The following is a 22598-nucleotide window of genomic DNA, read 5'->3' as shown; positions in this document are numbered from 1 at the left end:
CCATGGCGCAATCGAACACCGTAAACCGCAAGTGGCTGCTGGCGTCTCGCCCCCATGGCGAGCCCTCTAGAGATAACTTTCGCTTGGAAGAAACGGCTATTCCCAAGGTCAATGACGGCGAGTTGTTGCTGCGCACAGTTTATTTGTCTTTAGACCCTTACATGCGCGGGCGCATGAGCGACGCGCCCTCTTACGCCCCGCCGGTGGCCATTGGTGAGGTAATGGTGGGCGGCACGGTAAGCCGGGTTATGGCCTCAAAACACCCCGACTTTAAGGTTGGTGACTGGGTGCTGAGCTACCACGGCTGGCAAGACTACGCGCTGTCAGACGGTAGCGGCCTCACCAACCTGGGCAGCGCCCCTTCGCACCCTTCTTACGCGTTAGGCGTGTTGGGTATGCCCGGCTTTACCGCTTACATGGGCCTTTTAGATATCGGCAAGCCACAAGCGGGGGAAACCTTGGTGGTTGCTGCCGCCACTGGCCCGGTGGGGGCAACCGTTGGCCAAATTGGCAAGCTTAAGGGCCTAAAGGTGGTTGGTGTGGCCGGTGGCGCCGAGAAGTGCCGCTATGCTGTTGAAAACCTAGGCTTTGATCACTGCATTGACCATAAAGCGCCTGATTTTGCCGAGCAATTGGCAGCCGCCTGTGGCAACGGCATTGATGTTTACTATGAAAACGTTGGCGGCAAGGTGTTTGATGCGGTGTTGCCACTGCTTAACACCGGTGCGCGGGTGCCGGTTTGCGGTGTGGTGGCGCAATACAACGCCACGGCATTGCCCGATGGCCCCGACCGCCTGCCACTGCTGGTGAGCACCATTTTGAAAAAACGTATCACCATGCGCGGCTTCATCATTTTTGATGACTACGGCCATCGCTTCGGTGAGTTCTATCAAGACATGAGCCAGTGGCTTGGGAGTGGGCAAATTCACTACCGGGAACACATTCAAGACGGTCTTGAAACCGCGCCCGATGCTTTGAATGGGCTATTAAAAGGCCACTATTTCGGCAAGCTTGTTATCCGTGTCGGCAACGACCAGTAAGGAAGTAAAGATGAACGTATTAATGGTATTAACCTCTCACGACCAACTGGGCGACACCGGCCATAAAACCGGCTTTTGGCTAGAAGAACTGGCTGCCCCTTATTATGTATTTAAAGATGCCGGTGCCAATATCACCCTGGCGTCTCCCAAAGGTGGCCAACCGCCGCTAGACCCCAAAAGTGACGACGCCGACGCGCAAACCGACGACACCCGCCGTTTTCAAAACGACACTCAAGCCAAGGCCGCCCTGGCCAGTACCGTCAAATTAAGCGACATAAAGGTTGATGACTTTGATGCGGTGTTTTACCCGGGTGGCCATGGGCCGCTGTGGGACTTGGCCGAAGATAAGCACTCCATTGCCCTGATTGAAGCAACCCTGGCCGCCGGTCGGCCGCTGGCAGCGGTGTGCCACGCTCCCGGTATTTTTCGCCACACCCAAGCGGCCGATGGCCAGCCATTAGTGAAGGGTAAAGCGGTAACAGGTTTTTCCAATACCGAAGAAGCGGCCGTTGGCCTAACCGATGTGGTACCGTTTTTGGTGGAAGACATGCTTAAAGCCAATGGCGGGCAATACAGCAAAGGTGATGACTGGGCCCCGTATGTGTTAACAGACGGTATTTTGGTGACTGGCCAAAACCCGGCGTCATCAGCAGATACCGCCAAAGCCTTGTTATCCCTGGTGGAGAAAAGTCAGTGAGCGCTTACGTTATTTTCATCAAAGACGCCGAAAAAGACGCCAGTGAAATGGCGATTTATGCCGAGAAAGCCAGCGCGGCCAGAGGCGAACACCCGCTCAAACCCTTAGTGTTTTATGGCGATGTGACGGCGCTGGAAGGCCCCGAGGCCGAGGGAGTGGTGGTGCTGGAGTTCCCAGATATGGCCGCCGCCCGCGCCTGGTACGACAGCCCGGCTTATACCGATGCCCGCCGTCATCGCTTAAAAGGTGGCGATTACCGGGTGCTGTTGGCCGAAGGCGTTTAGCCTTCGCCGCGATAAAAAAAGCCGGCAATAATGCCGGCTTTTTTATGGGTTATACCCCCTGAATTGCCATGCTGTTTAGTCACCTTTCTTACCGGCAGATAAACAATACCGGCGCTATCCTTCAAATCTGTGGCCAGCCCCTTAGGGTGAATAGGGCATATTCATCCACCCATAAGGAGCTATTTATGGCCTATGCAACGACAAATCCTTATACCGGTGAGCAACTGAAAACCTTTCCTGAAGCCTCAGACCAAGAGGTTAGCAAGGCGCTTGCCAGTGCCGACAACGCCTTTAATGCGTGGCATGAAACACCCATCGCTGAGCGCAGCAAAGTGCTAAAAAAAGCCTGCGACCTGCTGCGTGAGCGCGCCCAGCATTATGCTGAACTTATTACCCTGGAAATGGGCAAGCGCATTAGTGAAGCCAAAGCCGAACTGGCTATCTGTGCTGATATTTTTGAGTATTACGCCGAGCACGCCCAGCAACAGCTCAGTAGCCAAGAAGTGCTGCGCGAAGACGGCATTAAAGCCAAGGTGGTTAACGAGCCTATCGGCACCGTACTGGCAGTGGAGCCATGGAATTTCCCCTTTTATCAGGTAGCCCGTATTGCCGCGCCGCAAATTGCAATCGGTAACAGCGTCATTCTTAAGCACGCCTCTATTGTGCCGCAGTGCGCCGGCGCCTTTGAGCAGCTATTGCTGGATGCCGGCTTACCCCTTGGCGGCTTTCAAAATCTTTATGCCAGCAAAGCGCAAATCCATACCCTGATTAACGACCCACGGGTGCAAGGGGTTGCCCTTACCGGTTCAGAAGCGGCGGGTGCCAAAGTGGCCGCTCAAGCGGGCGAAGCCTTAAAAAAATCCACCTTGGAGCTTGGCGGCAGTGACGCCTTTATTGTGCTTGAAGACGCTGATCTGGAGCGGGCTGCAGAGCTTGCGGTGTCTGGCCGCAACAGTAATGCCGGGCAAGTATGTACCGCCTCCAAACGCTTTATTGTGGTCGACAGTGTTTATGACCCGTTTCTGGCCCTGTACAAGCAAAAGGCGGCGCAGCAGCTTAAAGCGGGCGACCCGATGGATGAGGCAACAACCTTGTCACCACTGTCATCTCAAGAGGCTGCCGACAACCTTTATCAGCAGATAGAAGCGGCGCAGCAGCAGGGGGCCAAGGTTGAAGATCTCGGCATTGAGGTGCCAAGCCAGGGCGCTTTCGTTAAACCGGTGGTTATCAGTAACGTAACCTCGGAAAACCCCGCCTATTACCAAGAGTTCTTTGGCCCGGCAGCGATGTTCTTTCGCGCCCGCAACGAAGACGACGCAGTGCGTATTGCCAACGACTCGCCCTACGGCCTTGGTGGCTCTGTTTACACCGAAGATATCGAACGGGGCAGTGCAGTGGCGGCCAAGGTATCTAGCGGCATGGTGTTTGTGAATCATCCAACCCAAAGCCGCGCTGACTTGCCATTCGGCGGTATTCGCCGCTCCGGTTATGGCCGCGAATTAACCGGTCTTGGCCTTAAGGAATTTGTTAACCAAAAACTGATTGCCGTGGTCGATAGCGGCGCTAGCGTTTAAATAAAAGCGGCGCCCGGCGCCGCTTTTTTAATGACAAGGAGGCATTGGTGAACGTACTAATCGTGCTTACTTCACATGGTCAATTAGGCGATACCGGCGAGAAAACCGGCTTTTGGTTAGAAGAGCTGGCAGCGCCTTACCTGGTATTTGCAAGCGCCGGCGCTGACATCACCCTGGCATCGCCCAAAGGCGGCGAGCCGCCACTGGACCCCAGAAGTGATAACCCGGAAGACCAAAGCGAAGCGGTGGCGTTATTTAAATCAAACGCCAAGGCGGTCGCCGACTTGGCTAGTACTAAACCCCTTGATGGTGTGAACCTCGAAACGTTTGATGCCATTTTCTACCCAGGCGGCCATGGCCCTTTATGGGACTTGGCTGAAAACAAAGCGTCTATCGCGTTATTAGAAAAGGCCGCTAAAGCCGAGCTGCCCATAGCGGCGGTGTGTCATGGCCCCGGCGTGTTTCGCCATGTTAGCGGTAAAAATGGCAAACCTTTGGTAGCGGGCAAAGCCGTTACCGGGTTTTCCAACAGCGAAGAAGAAGCGGTTGGCCTTAGCGGTGTTGTCCCTTTTTCTGTGGAAGACATGCTTAAGGAACAAGGCGGGCAATACAGCAAAGGTGACGATTGGGCGCCTTATGTGCAAAGTGATAGCCAACTGGTGACCGGCCAAAACCCGGCCTCGTCGGCCGATACCGCCAAGGCGTTACTGTCGATAATGGCAAAAGCCTGAGGTGTACTAAGCGCGGCAGTAAAGTGAATCTGTTAGTCACCACCTCGGCGTGTTAAGCGAAAAAAAGAAGGCCTTAAGGCCTTCTTTTTTGTATTTAGTCAGTGACGTGGCGAATACGCTGGTGAAAAAACATAACTAAAATGCCAGCGACAAGTGCAACCGCGGTGGCTATTTCAAAGGTAGTGGCCGGTGCAACCGGTACCATTGCCACAAAAGACGATAAAAACTGCCCGGAAAAAATAGCCATGGAAAGGTAGGCTAAAAACCGCCCTCTTACCTTGGGGTGGCTAAGCTCGACCGTCATGTGGTTTACCAGGGGAATAGACAAACCAAAACCAATGCCGGTCAATACTGCGCCGGCAATAAACACCGAAAGTTGCTGGGCAAAAGCAAAACAGCCATGGCCCAAGGCGTAGCAAATAAAAGCCAGTAACAGCGTTTTATGCTCACCCAATTGAGTAACGACTTTGGGCATATTGGCCGCCGCCGCTACCGCCATTAGCGACACAAAAGATAAAAAGTAGCCGGTTTGCGCTTCACTAAAGCCCTGGGCGTGCAAACGAAAAGGCAGCACTATCACTGCGGTAAAAAACACCACCATTGACAGCAACGCCGCAAAATACACCAGCTTTATTGCCGCCGGCAGTTTAGGTGTGTCAGCCGTTTCGCCGTGGCTGGGCGCCGCTACTTGCGGGTTTGGTACCAGCCATAACACCAAGGCGAATAACAGCCAGGCGGTAAGGTAGAGAGCAAAAGGCCAAAACCAGTGGATGCTTGCTAAAACGCCACCTAAAGCCAGCATAATAACGCCGCCCAGTTCAATGGCCATGCCTTGTTTGGCCATCATTGCCATGCGGGCCTTGCCTTCATAGAAAAGGGAAATCAGGCCGGTGCCTGATGCCATTACCAAGGCGGTGGCACCGCCCAGTAGCAAGCGGTCGGCAAATACCAGCCAATAGCCGCGCAGCAGTGCGCCGCCCACACCCAGTAGCCCGTACAGGACCAAGCCATGGCAAAGGGCTTTATAAAGCCCGGCCTTTTCTATCCAGCGCCCGGCCAATGGGCCGAAAATAACCACCCCAAGTGAAGGTATGGTCACCAACCAACTGGCGGCATGGGCAACGCCGAGTTGTTTGGCAATGGAAGGCAGGCCGGGCACTATCACACAGCCCACCATGATGGTTAAACAGGCTACCGCTAACAGCGCAATGGCCGTGCCTGAGCGCGTTTGTATTGTCATCTTGTTCCGTTATTTGGAATATTAAACCGTTATATGGAATGGTGATGGTGCTAAGATCGCATCGTTGCTGTCAAGTGATCCGGGAGCTTCACCTTGGTAAAAAAAGTGGAAAATGGTAGCCAAGTTATTGAAAGGGCCGCCCATATTTTAAAAGCGTTAGAGCAGAATCCTGCTGGCTTGAGCCTTAGCGAGCTGGCAAAGCTGAGTGCGTTACCGAAAACCACCGTGCACCGGCTCTGTGGCGCCTTAGAGGCGCAGCAATTTGTGCATTTAAGCCCCAAGGGCTATCGCCTGGGTATGGGCCTGGCCCGGCTGGCGGCAGCGACCCACCGTGACGTGGTTAGCGTGGCTCGCCCAGCGGTGGAAGCACTGGCTAGGCGTACCCGGGAAACCGTCGATTTATGTGTCTATCGCGGCTTACATGCCATTTCGGTGGATCAGTACCAAAGTGACCAGGAATTGCGGGTGGTATCTGCTGTGGGTACAGCCTTTCCTAGCCACTGCACCGCCCATGGTAAAGCCATGTTAGCGGCGCTTAGTGAGGCGGCATTAGCGCCGCTTTTAGCCGGTGAGCTGGTGGCGCGAACCGCCCACAGCATTGTTGAACCTCAGGCGCTTCGCCGTGAACTGGCCGATATTGGTAAAAGCGGTATCGCCATTGATAACCAGGAACATGCAGAGGGTGTTTGTGGTATTGGTGTGCGGCTTGCCATCGATACCCCTGAGCCCTATGCCCTAGCACTGGCGGTACCTGCGCTGCGCTTTGCTAAAAACCGTCTGCAACTTAAAACGGCGTTGCTGCAGTGCAAAGCCGAAATTGAAGCGCGCTGGCAGTAAAAAAAGGGCCGTCTTGCTACTGCAAAACGGCCTAATCAGGGAGTATTACTTTGTTTGTCATTACTGTCTCCAAGCAGGGCATCCTGCTGTGCCTGGCCTTACCTTCATTACAGGCGACCTGAAACTGGCTTTTGGCCAGTAGGGATTGCCTTAGTTATTGTTTTACACTAAATATTTACGCGATCAACTTTGTGTTGAATCTTCGCCATGAAGGCGATCACAGTTTCGGGAAAAGCCTGCGCTGCTTACTGTGGGGCCTGAGATACCAAGCGTAAAAAAGGCACCCGAAGGTGCCCTTTTTTAGTATTGCGTGAGGAATTGGCGAATATCTTTTGCCAGCTTTTCACGGTTGGCTTTGCCTAAATAAGGCATATGGCCCGCTTGATAGTAGTAACGATGCACCCGTTTCAAATCAAAGCCGTCGTGGTCTGCCACGTATTCGGCGTTGCCCATTGGGGTGACTAAATCGTAATAGCCCATACCAAGGAATAACTGCAGCTGCGGGTTGCGGCGCATGGCGGTGGCCAGTGCCGGTGCATAGTCCTTGCTGGCGGGTACGCCAGGCCCATGGCCATAATCCCAACGGCCATTCACGGTAAAGTCGATAGCGTGATAGGTGCCGGGAAGGTCGGCGTGCAGCTCTTTGCGCAAGTAACGCTGAATGCTGGCCACAAAGGCTGGCACATATTGCGCCATGGCCGGGTCGTCAGCCACCGGGTCGCCACCGTTAGCGGCAGCGGGCAAGGTGAAGCGACCGTCGTACATACCCAAATCCAGGCCTTTACTGGCCAGTAAGGTTTGGGCGTAGCGGTGAGCGTTAAAACGCAGATCATCGGCCAGCACTTGCGCCGCGCTCAAGCCAGTCAGGTCAGCCAGCTGCTGCGCGAGCTGTTGCTTTGCGTTGTTACCGAGGGTAGCGCCTTTATACAGGGCTTTGAGGTAAGGGCCTGCGGCAAATTGCCGGGCTTGTTCAACCTTTTGCTCCAGGCTTAAGCCGTGCCGGGCATCGGGGTGATAGTACCAGTCCAGTGCTGCCAGGGTTGGCAGCAGGTTCACCGAGTCTTTATCTCGGTCAGCATTGCGCATATCCATGGCTTGGCCCAGCAATATGACCCCATTAAGGGCAACGCCATCCATCTGGTGGGTGCCAAAGGGGCCACCAGCCAAGCGTTTGGCCACTTCAGCGGCGCGAATGGTGCCATAGCTTTCACCCATGATGAAACGTGGTGAATTCAAACGGTGGTGGCTTTTAAGCCAGTTTTCAATGAACTGCGTGGTGGCGGCTGCGTCGGCTTCAACACCATAAAACGCCTGTGGATTCACACCGGGTAGCACCGTTGAATAGCCGGTACCTGGCGGGTCAAACAGCACGATGTCGGCCACATCCAAAGGGCTGTCGCCGTTATCTTCTAACTGATAAGGCGGTGCTACCCGGGGGGTGGTTTCCTGACTGTTGTTGCCTTGGTCCATTTTCAGGCGGCGCGGGCCGACAAAGCCCAAATGGGTCCACAGCGAAGCGGCGCCGGGGCCACCGTTAAACACAAACAGTACCGGCCTTTTACTTTCGTCTTTGATGTCGCTGCGCAAATAACTCACCGACACCACATCAGCGCCGGGTTTGCCTTGCATGGTCAGCAGTTGGGTATGGGTAACCTGGGCCTGATAGGCCACCTCATGGCCGTTGATTTTAACCTTGTGCTGAGTGATGGCGGCGGCCGGTTCGGCCGCGTGCGACAACGCGGGCATTAAGGCACTTAACAAGGCGGCGATGGCCAACTTTTTAACAGGCTTGGAGGCAATGGTCGTCATCGATTGATTCCAAAAATGAGTGTTTTCGGTAATAAGGCCCACTGAAGCAGGCCTTATTACCCTTACTTGCTGGTTTGAATAAAGTGGCGCAAATCACCGCTGAACTTATCCAGGGTCGTTTTGACGGTGTAACACATGTGGCCGCCCTGGTAGTAATGCAGGCTGGCGCGATCTTTGGGCCAATGTGCTTGGCGCATCAGGTATTCGGTGGCACCGGTAGTGGTAAGGGTATCGTAGTAACCGGCGCCCACCGCCACCTGCAGCTGCGGCAGTTTTTCCATGGCTTGGCGTACATCCTGGTCGTAAGCCCAGTTACCAAAAGGCCCGGCTTTAGAACCCCAATCCCAGCTGTTAAGGCTGTGAATAGGCGAGTCGGTGTTGTACTTGGGCATATCCTTGAGCTTCAAGAACTGCTCGGCATATTGGTGGTAACGGTTTTCCAGCGCCGGGTAAATTGCTGACACCCCGTCTGGCAGGTCGCCCGGTTTGGCCGGTTTCGTGGCATAGCGGCCATCCGAGGCACCCAGCACCAGGCCTTGGTCCTTCAATAGCTCCGCCCGGTAAAGGTTTTTGCTGACCCGCAAATCGTGGTCGATAAACACCTTGGCGCTGAGGCCGGTTAAGTTTTGCAGCTTGTAGGCAATGGCTTTTTCTTGGGCTTTCGGCAGGTCGGTACCTTGATAAAGCGCGGTGAGGTATGGACCGGCGGCAAAGGCGCGGGTTTGGTCCAGCAGCTGCGCAAAGGTGCGGCCGGTTTTGTCCACTTTGCCGTGATACCAACCCAGGGCGGCCAGGGTCGGCAGTGACACCGAATAGGTCACGATGTTTTCTGGGCGCTGTGAGGTTTCGGTCAGGTTTAAAGCCTGGCCCAGTAAGAAAATGCCTTTGAGGTTAATGGGCTTTTTCTCGGCGCTAAGCAGTTTAACCGCTTCGGCGGTACGCATGGTGCCGTAGCTTTCACCGAGGATAAAAACCGGAGAACCTTCCCGGTGGTGGCGCTTTAGCCAGGCGTGGGCGAAAGCCACGAATTCTTTGCCATCGTTAACGTTACCGAAGTACTGAGTCGGTTCAGTGCCTTTGGCAAAGTGGCTAAAGCCGGTGCCCGCCGGGTCATAAAACACCAAGTCGGCTTTATCGAGCGGGCTTTGGTGGTTATCAACCAACTTAAAGGTCGCAGGATCAGCGCTAAGGTCGTTTGGTACCGCCATCCGCTTGGGCCCAAGCGCCAGCAGCTGAATATAAATAGACGGTGAGATAGGGCCACCGTTAAAGGCGAAGAGTACCGGGCGCTGGCTGTGATTGCCGTCCTTGATATAGCTGGTGCTAACCAGGTTCACTTCGCCAAGGCCGGCTGGGGTAACGTTGAAATGCTCCACCACCGAGCGGTAATGAATAGACTGCCCTGCAAAGCTGCCGCTGTGCTCTACCGTGGTGTCTTTAACGGTATTGGCTTGTGCCATGGCACTGGCAAGGGGCGAAAGCAGGCAGGCGGTAGTTAATAAAACGCTTGAAAATCGCATCGTCTGGCTCACTTAAATTAACCGAAATGGCACTTGGCACCGGCAATGGTGTGCCATTGCCAGGCCTTCACTTCGGGACTGCGGGGAAGGTAGGTGAAATGCAGGGTTTTACCGCTGCGTTTCACCACAATATGCATCAGTTGCTTAGGGTCGGCCTTGAGCTTGGCAAGCGGTGTATAAGACAGCACCTCATCGCCGTCTTTAAGGCCTGCTTTAGCGGCGTTACTGTCTGGGCGTAACTGGTTGATTTGTGCCAGGCGCATAACGTCGTAACCCAAATCAAAAGGCCGTTCGCTGCCTTCGACGGCCTTGAGGCAATCAAAGGCGGTGGTGGTTGGGGCGATAAGCTTGCCCGCCACCATGTTGTTAAAGTCGTTAATTGCCGCTTCGCCCAGGTACTGTTTGAGCATGGCTTTCCAGTCAGCGATACCGACGGTTTCACCCCGTTGCTGGCGGTGCCAAATATCCAGCACCAGGCTGTCCACACTGACCTTGCCAGCGGTCTTGGCTTTTAGCTGCTCATTGAGCCGCATCAGGTACATAAAGCCACGACCATAAGGCACCGTTTGCGCCCTGGCGTCGCGCCAAAACAGCTTCCCTGCCTGGGCATTGGTGAGGTGAACAAAGGGATTGCCGTAATAGGCTTGAGCGCGGTCGTTAATTTGCGCCAAATACTGGGCCTGGGTTAAAGCCCCGGAACGTAGCGCCCCCAACAACGAATAAAACTCAGCGGTGCCTTCGGTGTACCAGGCGGTTTCGGCATGAGGCTCGCCTTCTTTATTAAACGTCGGCCAGGTGTGGGTCATTTCATGGGCCAATAACAGCTGGCTACCGCTGGCAATGGTTTGGCCGTTAGGGCCGTAACCAAACATAAAAGAACCGGCCAGGGCGGTGCCGCCACCGGCAGGGTAAGGATTGGCACGGGCAAAGACCCGGTAGCTGCGTTTATCACCAAAAAAGTGCGCCATGTAGTGATAAAAACGGCTTGATTGCTCGGCAAGCTTGGGCATATCAAAGGGCGGCTTGTTAAGCCAATACACTACAAAATCACCACTGCCATCTTTCGGCACACTCTTTAAGGTACCGGCGGCGTAAAAGGAAAAACGCAGATACTCTGCCGGCGCTATTTTCTGCTGGGTACCTTCGCCGCGGCTCCACACGCCACGGGCGCCTTTGGGCATCTGGCTAAGATCCCAGTGCACCTTGAGCTGGTATGGCTGGCTGCCAACCGGCAGTGCCAGAAAATACACTCCGGCGCCCATGATGCCGCCCTGCTGCTGACGAAGGTCAAACAGCGGGCCATTGCGGGTACTGGCGTCGACCTTTCTTGGGGCCGCGCTGTAGGTAACGGTGACATCACCAACACTTGCGCGGCGGGCAAGGTAGTTGCGGTAACGGCCACTGTCATCGGCCGGTAAATCTTTGGCGGTAAGTGGCAAAGTGCCTTTGGCATCGACGGCATGCAATTGCTTGGCGTTATAGGCGGCCGTTGGCGTAGAAACCAGCTCGGTTGGCATATTCAGTAGCGGCGCCCCGGCTTTTACATCGGGGTGCGCCAAGGTGAGCTTAACGTGCATTTTTACCACCGCACCGTGCTCGGTGATGGGGGTTAGCTGCAAATCAAGTTTGCTGGGGGCCGCAGCAACAGCGGGCAACCAAAAGCTAAGCCCTAGCAGCAAGGCTAGGGCTTTGACGCCGGGTTGTAATACGTTTTTCACTTATAGCCTTTGGGCAAGTAGGCAATACATTCCACTTCCAAAGCGGCGCCGAGCGCCAGGGCTTTGACCGCTGAAGCGCTGCGCGCTGGCATGTGGTCGGGTTTAAAAAAGCTCATATAAACCTTGTTAAAGGTTGGCCAGTTGTTCATGTCGTCAAGCATCACCGTGCATTTCACCACCCGGTCCATACCCAAGTGCATGCCAGCCAGGGTGCCTTTAATGTTTTCCATGACTTGCTTGGCTTGGCCTTCAAAGCTCGCCGGCAACTTGTGGTTGGGGGCCATGCCAATTTGGCCAGACAAATACAGGGTGCGGCCGGTGCGTACCGCCGCAGAGAACGGCACTTTCGGGCCATAGGAATAAAAGTGCAGGTCGTCGCTGTTGGCTGGCGCGGCACTGGCAGTAGCGCTAATGGCGAAAGTGCCAACAAGGGCGGCAAAAATCAGGGTTTTGATGCTCATGACAAGGCCTCGATAAGACGCTCGATGTCGTCCATGGAGTTGTAGAACGACGGTGCGATGCGAAAATAATTGCGATACACGGTGACTTGCACGCCGGCCTTTTTCAGTTTCGGGCTGAGTTCTTTCCAAACATCCTTTTTCGAAAAGGCGATGATGGCCGACTTGGAGTCTTCCGGTGTCATGGCGGTATAACCCAAGCGTGGCACCGCTTCGTGCAGGCGTTTGAGCATCGGTTGGCGCCACTTTTCAATGCGGTCAATGCCGAGCTTTTGCAGGTATTCAAGGGAAGGCACCAAGGCGGCCGGGGCGGCGTTACTTAAGGTGCCGACACCAACGATACCCGCCAGGCCTTCTGCCGGAGCGCTATCCAAAAAGTGGTCAGCCGGGGGATCGAATGGCAAAAAGTGGGTTTTAAATTTGCCAATTTCCCGGTAGCCCCATTCAACCCGTTTTAGCGCTTGCTGGCTTTCGCGGCGGGCATACATAAAGGCGATACCAAAGTCGCCCATCAGCCACTTGTAAGTGGCGCAAGCGGCAAAGTCGACACCGCAGGCGTGAAGATCGATAGGCGTGGTGCCAGCGGCTTGAATTAAGTCGGCATACACCATGGCGCCGCGGGAATGGGCCAAGTCGCAAAGCGCCTTGAGGTCGTGCTGAAAGCCCGCCACATTCGAGACCATGGTTACCGAAACCAGTTTGGTGCCGGGGGTAATGGCCTTGTCCATGTCTTCTAAGTGAATGCGGTTGCCCCGGGGTTTAACAACGTGCAGGTCAAGCCCTTGCTTGGCCAGCTCGTTATACATGTAAAGGGCACCGTCGAAATGGTAAAGGTCGGTGACGACCCGGCCTTTTGTGTAGGGCAAACCAAGCCCGGATACCACCAAGTTTTCACCGTCGGTGGTGGTGGATACCCAAGCCAGCTCGTCCTTGTCGGCGTTCATTAACTTGCCGAACAGTTCCATGGCCTTGTCGCGATTACCCGACATGTCGGTGGCATTGGCGTTGGCATTCATCAGCCTGGCGTCCAGATAGGTACGCATGGCATCGGCAGCCTTGTTAGTGACCGGGTGCATGTAGGCGCCATTGATATAAGTGCCGTCGATGCTGAAATGATCGGCGGCGCCATCAAGGCCGGCGCCGGTTTTACGCGGGCTATGGTGCGGCGGCGGCACATTGGGCTTGGCCATGGCTGGCAGGCTTAGCATGCCAGCTGCCACCGGCAAGCTGGCCATACCGGCTAACCAACGACGGCGAGAATGGTCGACGTTATCTATCTGGGGCGCATCTTGCGGTGTATTTTTCATGGCCATAGGCTCCTTAAATCGGTGTCAGGGCTGGATCTCGACTTCGCATTCCACTTCAACCGGAATGCCAAAAGGCAGCTCGGCCATGCCAACGGCGCTGCGTGCGTGCAGGCCTCTTTCTGGCCCGTAGAGTTCCAAAATGAGGTCGGAAAAACCGTTAATGACGTTGGGCTGTTTCTGATAGCCGGGGGCAGAACTGACCATACCGAAGATTTTCACCCATTGCTGGATACGATCCAGGTCACCGAGCGCTCTTTTCAAACTGCCCAGCACGGATAGTGCGGTAAGTTTGGCCGCATCGTAGCCTTGCTGGTCATTTAAGTCTTCACCGACCCGGCCGGTCAGGCCTTGCATGCTTCCATCCGGGTTTTGTGGGCCGTGGCCGGAAACAAGGGCGCGGTTACCCACCACTTTGACCATGGCAAAAGGCAAGATGATACCGGGTGGTGGTGTCAGTGCTGGCGGTAAGGTCAGGCCAAGGTCATTGAGGCGCTGTTCTATTTGGCTCATTGGCGTGCACCTCGTGAGTTCTTACTGTTTAGCATGGGAATTGTCACAGTTATCTATACCTGGAATTCAATTAGCGAAGACGCGCAAACGCCCATAGCGGCTATCAAGGCGCCGCTTGGCCTTAAAAATAAGGGCTGGTGCTGGCTCGCTACGGTGTTATTGCATAAAGGTTGTCAGCATCGCTTTGAGCTTTGGCCGTTCGCTGGCTTGTTCAAACACCGAGTGGCCGGTGGGTAGTAACTTAAACTGCACCTGATCTGGTTTGATGCCGGCATGGGTGATGGCATACCAAGAAGACATCGCCGGCACTGCCAGGTCATAAAGACCGCCCAGTACCAGCAATTTGGTGTTGGGCTGGGCTTTTAATAGTGCGCTGATGTTACTGGTGGGGTTGAAGTAGAGCTGGGCGCTACCATCGCCGTATTGCCACTTGAAGTTCACCTTTAGCGACAAGGCGGTGTAGTCAGCTTTGCCCGGCACCTGCAGTTGGCCATGCAGGTAGTCGGCAATTTCCTTGGATTTAATCACCAAGCTGTTGCCAAGCCCCAAGGCTGGGTCGTTAGCGGCTGAAGGGCGGCTTTTATCAACCTTTTTCGGAATGGGCGCCACCACGCGGGTATCAAGGCGGCCCATGACGTTACCGTCGGCCTTTAACAGGGTTTTACGGTAATACTCGGGGTCAAGGCGCAGGTTGGCAGCCAGCACTTGCTGGCGGCTTAGGCCCGTGAACGCCGCCACTTTCGCCGCCACTTGCTGGCTTTCAGTGCTGGTTATCGCGTCGCCCTTAAGCAGTGCCAAGGCATAGTCATTTAGCGCGTAAGCTTTAGCCTCGTTGAATACCGCTTTCATGCTGCGGCCATGGGCCGCCACCTTGCCGTGCTTGACTGCGGCAACCGCCATGGTTGGCAGGCTCATGATGTACGGCAGGTCGTTACCGGGGGCGTTGACGCTGGCGGTGGCATCGAGCATGGGGGATATCAGCAGTAGCCCTGCCGGGTGCAGGTCAGCACTGATGCCGGCCATGGTCGCTAAGCGATAACCGCCATAGCTTTCGCCGCCAATATAAAGCGGTGCCTGGCTGCGGTGATGCTTGGCAAGCCAGGCTTTGATGAAGTCATGAATGGCTTTGGCATCGCCGTTACTGGACCAATATTGGCGCTGGCCTGCTTTGGTGTTTGGCGCTTGGCTAAAACCGGTGCCAGGTGGGTCGATGAACACCAGGTCCGCTACATCCAGCAGGCTGTTGGGGTTGGTCACCAAGTGCTGTTTGCCCTTAGCATCCTTTTCCTTCAGATAAGGGCCGATACCTTCAAAGTGCAGCGGCGACGAGGACGCCCCCGGGCCGCCGTTAAACACCACCAGCACCGGCCGGTTTGCGGCCTTGGCCGGTTGCAAGTATGCGGTGGCGCTGACACTGGCGCCGTCGGTCAGTTGCTGGCTTGAAAAGATTGCTTCGTAGTGCAGCGCTTTACCATTCAGTGCTATCTGATGTTGGCTAACCACATCTTTGATAGCGGCAGTATCGGCTAAAGCCATCCTTGGCACCGTGACTGTTGTGGCTAACAAGGCGCCCACAAAGAATTGTTTTGTTAGAGTCTGCATTGGTCTCCCTTTGCACCTTTGCGTGCTTGCCATTGGTAACCTTCAGTCAATTTCCCCTCCGGTTTAAAACGAATATTCAGTGTCTTGCCGGCGCGGTTTACTACCAGCGTCATGGTATGGCTGGGGTGCGCCTGGCTTTCATCAAGGCCTATGGGGTTGGTTACCACATCACCGTTACGCAGCCCGGCTTTGGCGGCGGCTGAGTCGGGGTTTAGGCCTTTAATGATTTTGGGATTGTGCATCAGGCTGCTGATATCAAAACCCAGCTCGAACAGCGGCATCTGCTGTTTTACCCGGGTAAAACATGGGCCGAAGGATTGCTCTGGCGGCACCAGGGTGCCTTGGCCGGTTAGCATGGTTTGGTAGTCTTTTTCGACGGTACTTTTATCCAGATACTGGCCAAGCAGGGCCAGCCAGTCTTTGGCCAGTGCCGGTTTACCGGCGCGGTAGTTATCCATGAACTGGCGCAATACCTTGTCGAGGTTATTCTTATTGGCGCTTTTGGCGCGCAACCTGCCGTCGGTGACCATGAAATACAGGGCGCCGCGGTCGTAAGGCACCAGCCTGGCACGGGCGTCGGTCCAGAAGGCCTTTTCACCTTCTTGCATCGAGATATGTTTGCGCACGTTGCTGTAGTAGCTACGCAGCACTTGGTTAACGCCGTTAATGTACTGCGACATACCAATCAGGCCGGTGGCAAAAGGCGCCCGGTCTTGGTAAGTCATAGCCAAGCCTTCCTGGAACCAGCTTTGTGGGTCGGTGCCATAAAGGAAGACATGGGTCATTTCATGGGCCATCAGGCTTTCAATGTCACTTTTGCTGACATCAGGGCTCATGATCGACATCAGCGATTGCGGCAAGGCGGTGCCGCTGATGGTGGTTAAGGTGTTGGTGCGCAGTGCCACCGTAAAGGGCGGCGGCGCGTTGTTACCGTAGAGCGCACTGAGTTTGAAATAGGCTTTTTCTATCCAATCAAGCAGGCTCTGCTGGCTGAAATTGTGGGTTTTTGCAGTGCTGGCGATTTTAAAAGGCCCGGCGCTTTTTTGGAGCAAATGGCCGGCCATAAAATAGCTTTGCAAAATCCGGTCGAGACTGCCTTGGCCGTTTTGGGGCAGGCTGTCGAGGGTGGAAGCATCTTTACCGATAGCGGACAGATCCCAGCTCAGTTTCACCTGATACTGGCGTTTGTCCTCGGGCAAAATCAAAAAGGTGATCCCCGAGCCGCTAATGCCTCTGGCCTCTGAACGCAGCTCCCAGGTAGGGCCGGGAATGGTCAGGTGGGAAACGTCAGCGATATAACTCAAGGTAACGGGCCCCTGGCTTTGTCGGCCAGGGGTCCAAGTGTGGTTGCTGCCGCCGGGAATAATGGTACTGGGTGCAGTGCCATCCTTAAGGGCGATAGCGCCCTTGGCATCAACGAGCTTAATGTCGTGTATACGGCTATCAATCTCGGCCAATGGCCCCAAGCGGCTGGCAAGAGACAAAGGCGCCAGGGCTTGCCCTGCCGTCTTAAATGTCTCCTCAACCTGGATGCCAGAGAGTTGCCCCTGTGTTTTGACCGGGGTCAGTTTGATACGTAAACCGGGCTGCTCGCCTGCTATTGCCTGGGTGGTAACCAGGCTAAGCGCTGCAAGTGCCAACAAGGGGTAACGTCTCATCGCATCCATTCCTTCTTAGTAATCCAGCGTGAAGTTCACACCGAAGGTGCGCGGCTGAATAATGGTGGCGCCGTAAGTTACGTCAGTGCCGGTGGTGGTTGCTGAACGACGATTAGCATTGATGATGCCGTCTTCGTTAGTCAGGTTGTTGGCATAAACGTTAACTTTCCAATCCATACCTTCGATACCCATGTTGAGGTTAACGGTGGTGTAGCTGGGCAGGTGGATACGCGGCAAGTCTTCAGACTGAGTGAACTCCATGTAACGGTCGCCGGTGTACGCAGCCTTGGCTGTGACATAAAGGTCATAGTTATCAGACGGGTAGAAGTAACGGGTAACCGATACATTGCCGGTGTTTTTAGCGGTGTAAGGAGTGCGATCGCCGTCCTTACCGTAGGCGGTGTAGCCTTCTTCGTAGCCGGGGATGTCCTGGGTCAGTTTGGCATCGTCGTAAGAGTAGGCCGCTGTCAGACGCCAGTTCGCAGTTGGGGTATAGGAACCGCTCAGTTCTACACCTTGGCTGACGGCTTTACCGGCATTGGTGGTGTAGGAAGATCCGTAGGTCAAATCGTACTGGGACAACTGCATGTCGCTCCAGTCGATGTAATAAACATCGGCGTTATAACCAATGTTTTGATCCAGAGCGGTGCCCTTAATACCGGCCTCGTAGCTGACCAAACTGTCAGATTTGAAGGTGGTGGGAATGCCGGAAATCACACTGCCATTGCTGCCACCAGCGCGATAACCGGTTGCTACGCGCAGATAGCCGGTCATGTCATGGCTGAACATGTAACGGGGTGAAATCGAGTAGGTGAAGTCGTTGTTACTATCGGAGCCGGTATCAATTTCGCCAATACCGGCAGTGCCAGTACCCATTAGGCCGCCATAGGGTGACACATTCTCCAGTTTGTAATGGGAGTAACGGCCGCCCACTTGCACGTCAAATTTGTCGGTGAAGTGGTAAGTGGTATTGGCGTAAATCGCCTCTTCCTGATATTTGTCGCTGCTCAAGGAGAGCAGCATCGGATAGGCGGTGAACGTCGTACCGGAGTCACCGTCATAAAGGTTGAAGTTCTGGGTGCTGTTTGTGTGTTGATGGTCATAGAACAACCCTGCCATCCACTCCAACTTCTGGTTGCCAGGCGAGGTCAGACGCAGTTCCTGAGTGAAGCGGTTTTCGCTGTACTCGTTGGTGATAGCGGCGGTTGGGTCGCTATAGTCAAGACCAAAGTAGTTAGTGGCAAAGTACGAGGCGTAGCTACCAATAGTGGTATAGCCAACATCCGACAGCGCTGCAGAGCGGTGCTGGGTGTAGCCACTGATGGCATCAAAGGTGGCCCAGCCCAGGTCGCCAGTCACTTTCAGGGTATAAAGCCTTACCTTGTTGTGATAACCATCGGTGCCATCGGCGCGATCATGTTCACCATCGCCATAGATGGGGTTCATATCGAAGTCGCTATCAACGGTGGCGCTTTGGCCTTGTTTGCTGTTTTGGAACAGGGCCGAGGCACGTATTGTCCAGTTTTCATTGGCTTTCCAAAGACCGGCGATACGGGCGCCTTTGGTTTTGGATTCATTGGTGGCGCCATCGCGGATGTTTTTGACGTAGTAAGGGTCTTGGCGCTGGAAAGCGCTAACACGGAACGCCAAGTTATCACTCACCGCAACGTTGTTAGCGGTGCTGACGTTATAGCCGTTACCACCGCCATCAACGGTAGAGCCGCCGACGGTGGTTGAACCGTAGGTGTAGCTGGTGTCAGGGTCAACGGTCACGTATTTCAGCAGGCCGCCCATGCTAGAGGCGCCGTAAAGGGTACCTTGTGGGCCTTTAAGCACTTCAATTTGTGCCAGATCCGCCGGGTCAAGGTCTGGGATCACGCCGGTGTTGGTGGCAGAGCCATATGGGACATCATCAATAACCACACCCGCGGTTGGGCGAGCGCCGATACCGGATTCGTCACCAATGCCGCGCAGCGTGATGTTGCTGCTCATCTGGCTTTTTACGTAGCTCAGGCCGGGGATGTCGGTGTAGTAACTGGCCATATCAAACTGGCCATTGGATGCCAGTTTCTTGGCATTGACCACGCTTACTGCCATGGGGACGTCTTGCAAACGTTCAACCCGCTTTTGCGCAGTAACGGTAATGGTTTCGGTGTTTTGGTCGTCGCTATCTTTCTTCTTCTTGGCGCTGGTAGTAGCAGCGCTGGATGCCTTGGCAGTAGTGGTGCCTGCGTCCTGAGCGAAAGTGGTAGCGGAGAGGGAGAATACAGCGAGGCCCAATGCCAAACGCACAGCGTTGGTCAAAGAGGGCTGATGTTTTTTCGATAAGGTAGTGTGCATCGTCGTCATTTCCAACATGAACCTGCGTGACTGGGCGAAACAGCTGCCCATCTGTTATGCATCGTTGCTCTGATCTCGGTGCACGCTGATCCTTGTGTTTTTACGGCTTCATTGCCTAGTGCAGCGATAACGGCTCCAGCTGATGCTTGGTTGCTGGTCCAGGGGGAACTCATTGCAAACAAGGCGAGTATCCTGGCCCCAGAATTAAAAAAACAACGGACATATAATTGAATCCGTTGCCTACTATTATGAATTGCACTCTTTGTTTAGGTAATCAACGTTAAATTGAATTCTAAAGTTGCGTCACCTCACACAATTGATAAAAACCGTTAATATCGACGGTGGCATAGTGGGACAGTTAACAAAACATAATGAAAAAACAGGCATCGCCAAGAGGGTTCATTTGAGCAAGGAACGGCAAGGAGAGCGCCAGTTAGTGATTGATACACTGGCGACGGTAGTGAATCTGCTGGAGCATATGCTCAGCGACAATATTGAAGTGGTACTGCACGACATTAGCACCCCAGAAAGCTCCGTAGTGGCTATTGCCAACGGCCATATTTCCGGGCGTACCATCGGCGACCCTATCTTGGCGGGGCCGAAGGGGGATGTGGGCTTTGCTAACGCCCGCATGGACGCCGAAGCCACCGGCGAGCAAAACACCATCATCAAGGAATACAACACCGTTACCAAAAACGGCGTTACCCTTAATTCCGCAACCGCAGTGTTTCGTGACTCCGGCGGCCAGCCATTCGCAGCACTTTGTCTTAACGCTGACATGACCATTCCGCACCTGGCCCATGCCTGGCTTGGCCGTATGTTAAATCGCGGTGGTGCCAAGCAGCAGGAGAACCGCAAGCCGGCAGAAATGGGCGGCTTGATGGAAGACATTATTGCCAGCGTTATTGAAGCAACCGGCAAGCCGGTTTCGTTGCTTACCAAAGAAGAAAAACTCGGCGCTGTGGCCAGCATGCAGGCCAGCGGCCTCTTTATTGTGCGTGGTGGTGTAAAGCGTGCAGCCGATGCGCTGGGCGTAACCCGCTTTACCATATACAACTACCTGGATGAGCTTAAGCACCGCGAAGAAGCGTAAATTTGTGACGTGGCACTTGGCTGCTTAGTGCTTACGTGGCAGCCAAAGGCTAAAGCGGTTTTGTTGCGAAAAGGAGCTAACCGCGACGTCACCACCGTGTAAACGGGCGATGGATTTAACAATGGCCAGCCCCAAGCCAACGCCGCCCTGGCCGCGCGCCGGGTCAACCCGGTAAAAGCGCTCGAAAAGGTGGGCCAGGTGCTCTTTGGCGATGGTGATGCCGGGGTTAGTGACATGCACCCAGGCTTTGCTGGCCGTTTCTTCTAGCGACAGGGTGATGGTTTGGCCGCTGGCGGTGTGGCGAATCGCATTTGAGATGTAGTTGCTTAAAGCGCGCCGAATGAGCTGTTTATCGCCGCTAACATCGCTAATGTCACCGACAATATCGATTTTTACGCCGCAGTCTTCGGCCAGCAATTCAAAGTAATCACATAACTCTTCAAGCTCTTGGCGAAGCTTTAGTGGCTGGCGGTGCGGTATTACTTTGCCGTTATCGGTTTGCGCCAGCCACAGCATGTCGGTCACCATCTTGGCGAGCCGCTCAAACTCTTCAAGGTTGGAGTAAAGAATTTCCTTGTACTCGGTATCGCTGCGCGCCTGGCCAAGCGCCACTTGGGTTTGGGTGCTGAGGTTAGTGATGGGTGTGCGCAGCTCGTGGGCAATGTCGGCAGAAAAATTACTTAACCTTTCAAACAGGTCTTCAAGGCGACTCAACATACCGTTAAAGGCATCCACCAGCTCTTGCAGTTCTTTTGGCACCTGCTGCGGATCTAGGCGGGTAGAAAGCTGATCAGAATTGATGGTGCGAATGGTGTTGGAAAGTGCTCTGAGCGGCGCATGCCCCCAGCGCACTGCCAGCCAGGCGGCCAAAATGGTCACCAGGGCCGCCCCGGCCATAATGCCCCAAAGGGTTTTATGAAAATGGTTGAGAAAGTGCTGGTGGATATCAATGTTGAGCGCCATCAATAGTCGGTATTGCTGGGCGCCGCTGGCCGGTATCGCTAACGCCGTGGCCCGGTAGGTATGGCCTTGCTGCCTGAAACGGCGCAGATGTTGGCGGCTAATGGTGGGCTTGGCGTCGTCTTTTAAAAAAAGCAGGTCCGGGCCTTGGGTGCGATAAAGCGCCTGGCCTTGCTGGTTTAATACCGTAAAGGAAATGCCTTTAAGGCCGCGCAAGGTGCGGTCAAGGTCGGCAGCATTTGGGGGCTGGTGCTCAATAACTTGCAACAATGGCTGCGCGGCATTTTGCAGCTCATTGCTATCCATATCGGCAAAATGCTGCTCTATCGCGGTTTGAATAACCCAGCCCAACAGCAGCAAGCAAAGCACGATGGTAAGCCCAACCAACAGCATGACCCGCCGTGCCAGTGACGCTGGCATCTTAGTCATGGTCGGGTAGCTCAAGCTTGTACCCCATACCCCTAACGGTTTGGATGAGTTTGGGGGTAAAAGCGTCATCGATTTTGCTGCGAAGCCGGCGAATGGCCACATCAATAACGTTGGTGTCGGAATCAAAATTCATGTCCCACACCTGCGAGGCAATTAACGAGCGCGGTAGCACTTCACCTTGCCGGCGCATCAACAGTTCCAGTAGGGAAAATTCTTTGTTAGTCAGGGTGATGCGCTGGCCCGCCCGTTGCGCCCGGCGTTTGGGGATGTCAATTTCCAAGTCGCCCACCACCAAGGTGTCGCTGTGCAATGTTGCCGCGCCGCGGCGCAATAAAGTACGCACCCGGGCCAGCAGTTCGGCAAAGGCAAAGGGTTTTACCAGGTAGTCATCCGCGCCGAGTTCCAGGCCTTTGACCCTGTCTTCGACGCTGTCGCGGGCGGTTAAAAACAGTACCGGCGTGGTTTTGCCTGCCTCTTTTAACGACGACAAAATACGCCAGCCGTCCACGTCTGGCAGCATGACATCCAGCAAAATTAAGTCGAACTGCTCGGTCATGGCCAAGTGATGACCATCCAGGCCATTACGCGCCAGCGCCACCTGAAAGCCAGCCTCTAGCAAGCCCTTTTGCAGGTAATCACCGGTTTTGTGTTCGTCTTCTACTACCAGTAGTCGCATGGCGTTCCTGATGTTAGCGCCTTGAGTGCAGCTTAGCGTGCAACGGCTGGCGCCTAGATTACTCGAAGATGACAACTTTGTAATGAAGGGGTCATGCCCCTGAAAGTGCCCCGCC

General features: G+C 54.7%; 19 protein-coding genes. 7 read left to right on the top strand and 12 right to left on the bottom strand.

Annotation, left to right across the window (positions count from 1 at the left end; all coding sequences use genetic code 11):
• The first annotated feature begins 2 nt into the window (after window positions 1-2).
• The 5 genes from curA (at window position 3) to DW350_RS17265 (ending at window position 4326) form a co-directional block, all read left to right on the top strand.
• A complete protein-coding gene (curA, locus tag DW350_RS17285; RefSeq protein ID WP_115720134.1) occupies window positions 3-1040 on the top strand; it encodes an NADPH-dependent curcumin/dihydrocurcumin reductase in 1038 nt (345 codons plus the stop codon).
• A 10-nt stretch (window positions 1041-1050) separates the two neighbouring features.
• Window positions 1051-1737 (top strand): type 1 glutamine amidotransferase domain-containing protein, encoded by a 687-nt coding sequence (locus tag DW350_RS17280; protein WP_115720133.1) that lies wholly within the window; start codon window positions 1051-1053, stop codon window positions 1735-1737.
• The gene (locus tag DW350_RS17275) at window positions 1734-2021 is read left to right on the top strand and encodes a DUF1330 domain-containing protein (protein ID WP_115720132.1); all 288 of its coding nucleotides are present in this window, start codon (window positions 1734-1736) and stop codon (window positions 2019-2021) included. Before DW350_RS17280 ends, DW350_RS17275 begins: the two co-directional genes overlap by 4 nt.
• A 185-nt stretch (window positions 2022-2206) precedes the next feature.
• Window positions 2207-3595, top strand: coding sequence for an NAD-dependent succinate-semialdehyde dehydrogenase (locus DW350_RS17270; protein WP_115720131.1), 1389 nt, complete (start codon window positions 2207-2209; stop codon window positions 3593-3595).
• 47 nt (window positions 3596-3642) lie between these two features.
• A complete protein-coding gene (locus DW350_RS17265) occupies window positions 3643-4326 on the top strand; it encodes a type 1 glutamine amidotransferase domain-containing protein (RefSeq protein ID WP_115720130.1) in 684 nt (227 codons plus the stop codon).
• A gap of 94 nt (window positions 4327-4420) precedes the next feature.
• Here the strand turns inward: DW350_RS17265 and DW350_RS17260 are convergent, their stop codons facing one another.
• Window positions 4421-5566, bottom strand: coding sequence for an MFS transporter (locus DW350_RS17260; protein WP_115720129.1), 1146 nt, complete (start codon window positions 5564-5566; stop codon window positions 4421-4423).
• A 93-nt stretch (window positions 5567-5659) separates the two neighbouring features.
• Between DW350_RS17260 and DW350_RS17255 the strand changes: the two genes are divergently transcribed.
• Window positions 5660-6403 carry an IclR family transcriptional regulator gene (locus DW350_RS17255; RefSeq protein ID WP_115720128.1) on the top strand — a complete coding sequence of 248 codons (744 nt, stop codon included), beginning with the start codon at window positions 5660-5662 and terminating at the stop codon, window positions 6401-6403.
• Between the two features lie 300 nt (window positions 6404-6703).
• On the opposite strand, the gene DW350_RS17250 is transcribed toward DW350_RS17255, so the two are convergent.
• The 9 genes from DW350_RS17250 to DW350_RS17210 all read right to left on the bottom strand — a co-directional run bounded on the left by DW350_RS17250 (window position 6704) and on the right by DW350_RS17210 (window position 19334).
• Entirely contained in the window at window positions 6704-8212 is a 1509-nt protein-coding gene (locus tag DW350_RS17250; protein ID WP_115720127.1) for a S10 family peptidase, read from the bottom strand.
• Window positions 8213-8274: 62 nt separating this feature from the next.
• Window positions 8275-9732 (bottom strand): S10 family peptidase, encoded by a 1458-nt coding sequence (locus DW350_RS17245; protein ID WP_226911349.1) that lies wholly within the window; start codon window positions 9730-9732, stop codon window positions 8275-8277.
• Between the two features lie 17 nt (window positions 9733-9749).
• The gene (locus DW350_RS17240; protein WP_115720126.1) at window positions 9750-11450 is read right to left on the bottom strand and encodes a M61 family metallopeptidase; all 1701 of its coding nucleotides are present in this window, start codon (window positions 11448-11450) and stop codon (window positions 9750-9752) included.
• Window positions 11447-11911, bottom strand: coding sequence for a RidA family protein (locus DW350_RS17235; protein WP_115720125.1), 465 nt, complete (start codon window positions 11909-11911; stop codon window positions 11447-11449). The genes DW350_RS17240 and DW350_RS17235 overlap by 4 nt, the downstream gene beginning before the upstream one ends.
• Window positions 11908-13215, bottom strand: a complete 1308-nt coding sequence (locus DW350_RS17230) for an aminotransferase class V-fold PLP-dependent enzyme (RefSeq protein ID WP_226911348.1) — start codon at window positions 13213-13215, stop codon at window positions 11908-11910. Before DW350_RS17230 ends, DW350_RS17235 begins: the two co-directional genes overlap by 4 nt.
• Window positions 13216-13239: 24 nt before the next feature.
• The gene (locus tag DW350_RS17225) at window positions 13240-13725 is read right to left on the bottom strand and encodes a RidA family protein (protein WP_115720124.1); all 486 of its coding nucleotides are present in this window, start codon (window positions 13723-13725) and stop codon (window positions 13240-13242) included.
• Window positions 13726-13881: 156 nt separating this feature from the next.
• Entirely contained in the window at window positions 13882-15327 is a 1446-nt protein-coding gene (locus DW350_RS17220) for an alpha/beta fold hydrolase (RefSeq protein ID WP_192954727.1), read from the bottom strand.
• Window positions 15315-16985, bottom strand: coding sequence for a M61 metallopeptidase family protein (locus DW350_RS17215; protein WP_115720122.1), 1671 nt, complete (start codon window positions 16983-16985; stop codon window positions 15315-15317). Before DW350_RS17215 ends, DW350_RS17220 begins: the two co-directional genes overlap by 13 nt.
• A 15-nt stretch (window positions 16986-17000) precedes the next feature.
• A complete protein-coding gene (locus DW350_RS17210; RefSeq protein ID WP_192954726.1) occupies window positions 17001-19334 on the bottom strand; it encodes a TonB-dependent receptor in 2334 nt (777 codons plus the stop codon).
• Between the two features lie 394 nt (window positions 19335-19728).
• Between DW350_RS17210 and DW350_RS17205 the strand changes: the two genes are divergently transcribed.
• Window positions 19729-20418: a helix-turn-helix transcriptional regulator gene (locus DW350_RS17205; RefSeq protein ID WP_152033007.1), complete on the top strand. Its 690-nt coding sequence runs from the start codon at window positions 19729-19731 to the stop codon at window positions 20416-20418.
• A gap of 24 nt (window positions 20419-20442) precedes the next feature.
• Here DW350_RS17205 and DW350_RS17200 read toward each other — a convergent pair whose 3' ends face one another.
• Window positions 20443-21807: a heavy metal sensor histidine kinase gene (locus tag DW350_RS17200; RefSeq protein ID WP_192954725.1), complete on the bottom strand. Its 1365-nt coding sequence runs from the start codon at window positions 21805-21807 to the stop codon at window positions 20443-20445.
• Complete coding sequence (locus tag DW350_RS17195; RefSeq protein ID WP_115720118.1) at window positions 21800-22483, bottom strand: heavy metal response regulator transcription factor; 684 nt, start codon at window positions 22481-22483, stop codon at window positions 21800-21802. Before DW350_RS17195 ends, DW350_RS17200 begins: the two co-directional genes overlap by 8 nt.
• Window positions 22484-22598 lie beyond the last annotated feature (115 nt).

Origin of the sequence: Gallaecimonas mangrovi, assembly GCF_003367375.1 — a bacterium.
In the GTDB taxonomy this organism is placed as follows: domain Bacteria; phylum Pseudomonadota; class Gammaproteobacteria; order Enterobacterales; family Gallaecimonadaceae; genus Gallaecimonas; species Gallaecimonas mangrovi.
The sequence above is the reverse complement of the archived record's forward strand: the minus strand, read 5'-3'. Positions and strand labels throughout refer to the sequence as shown.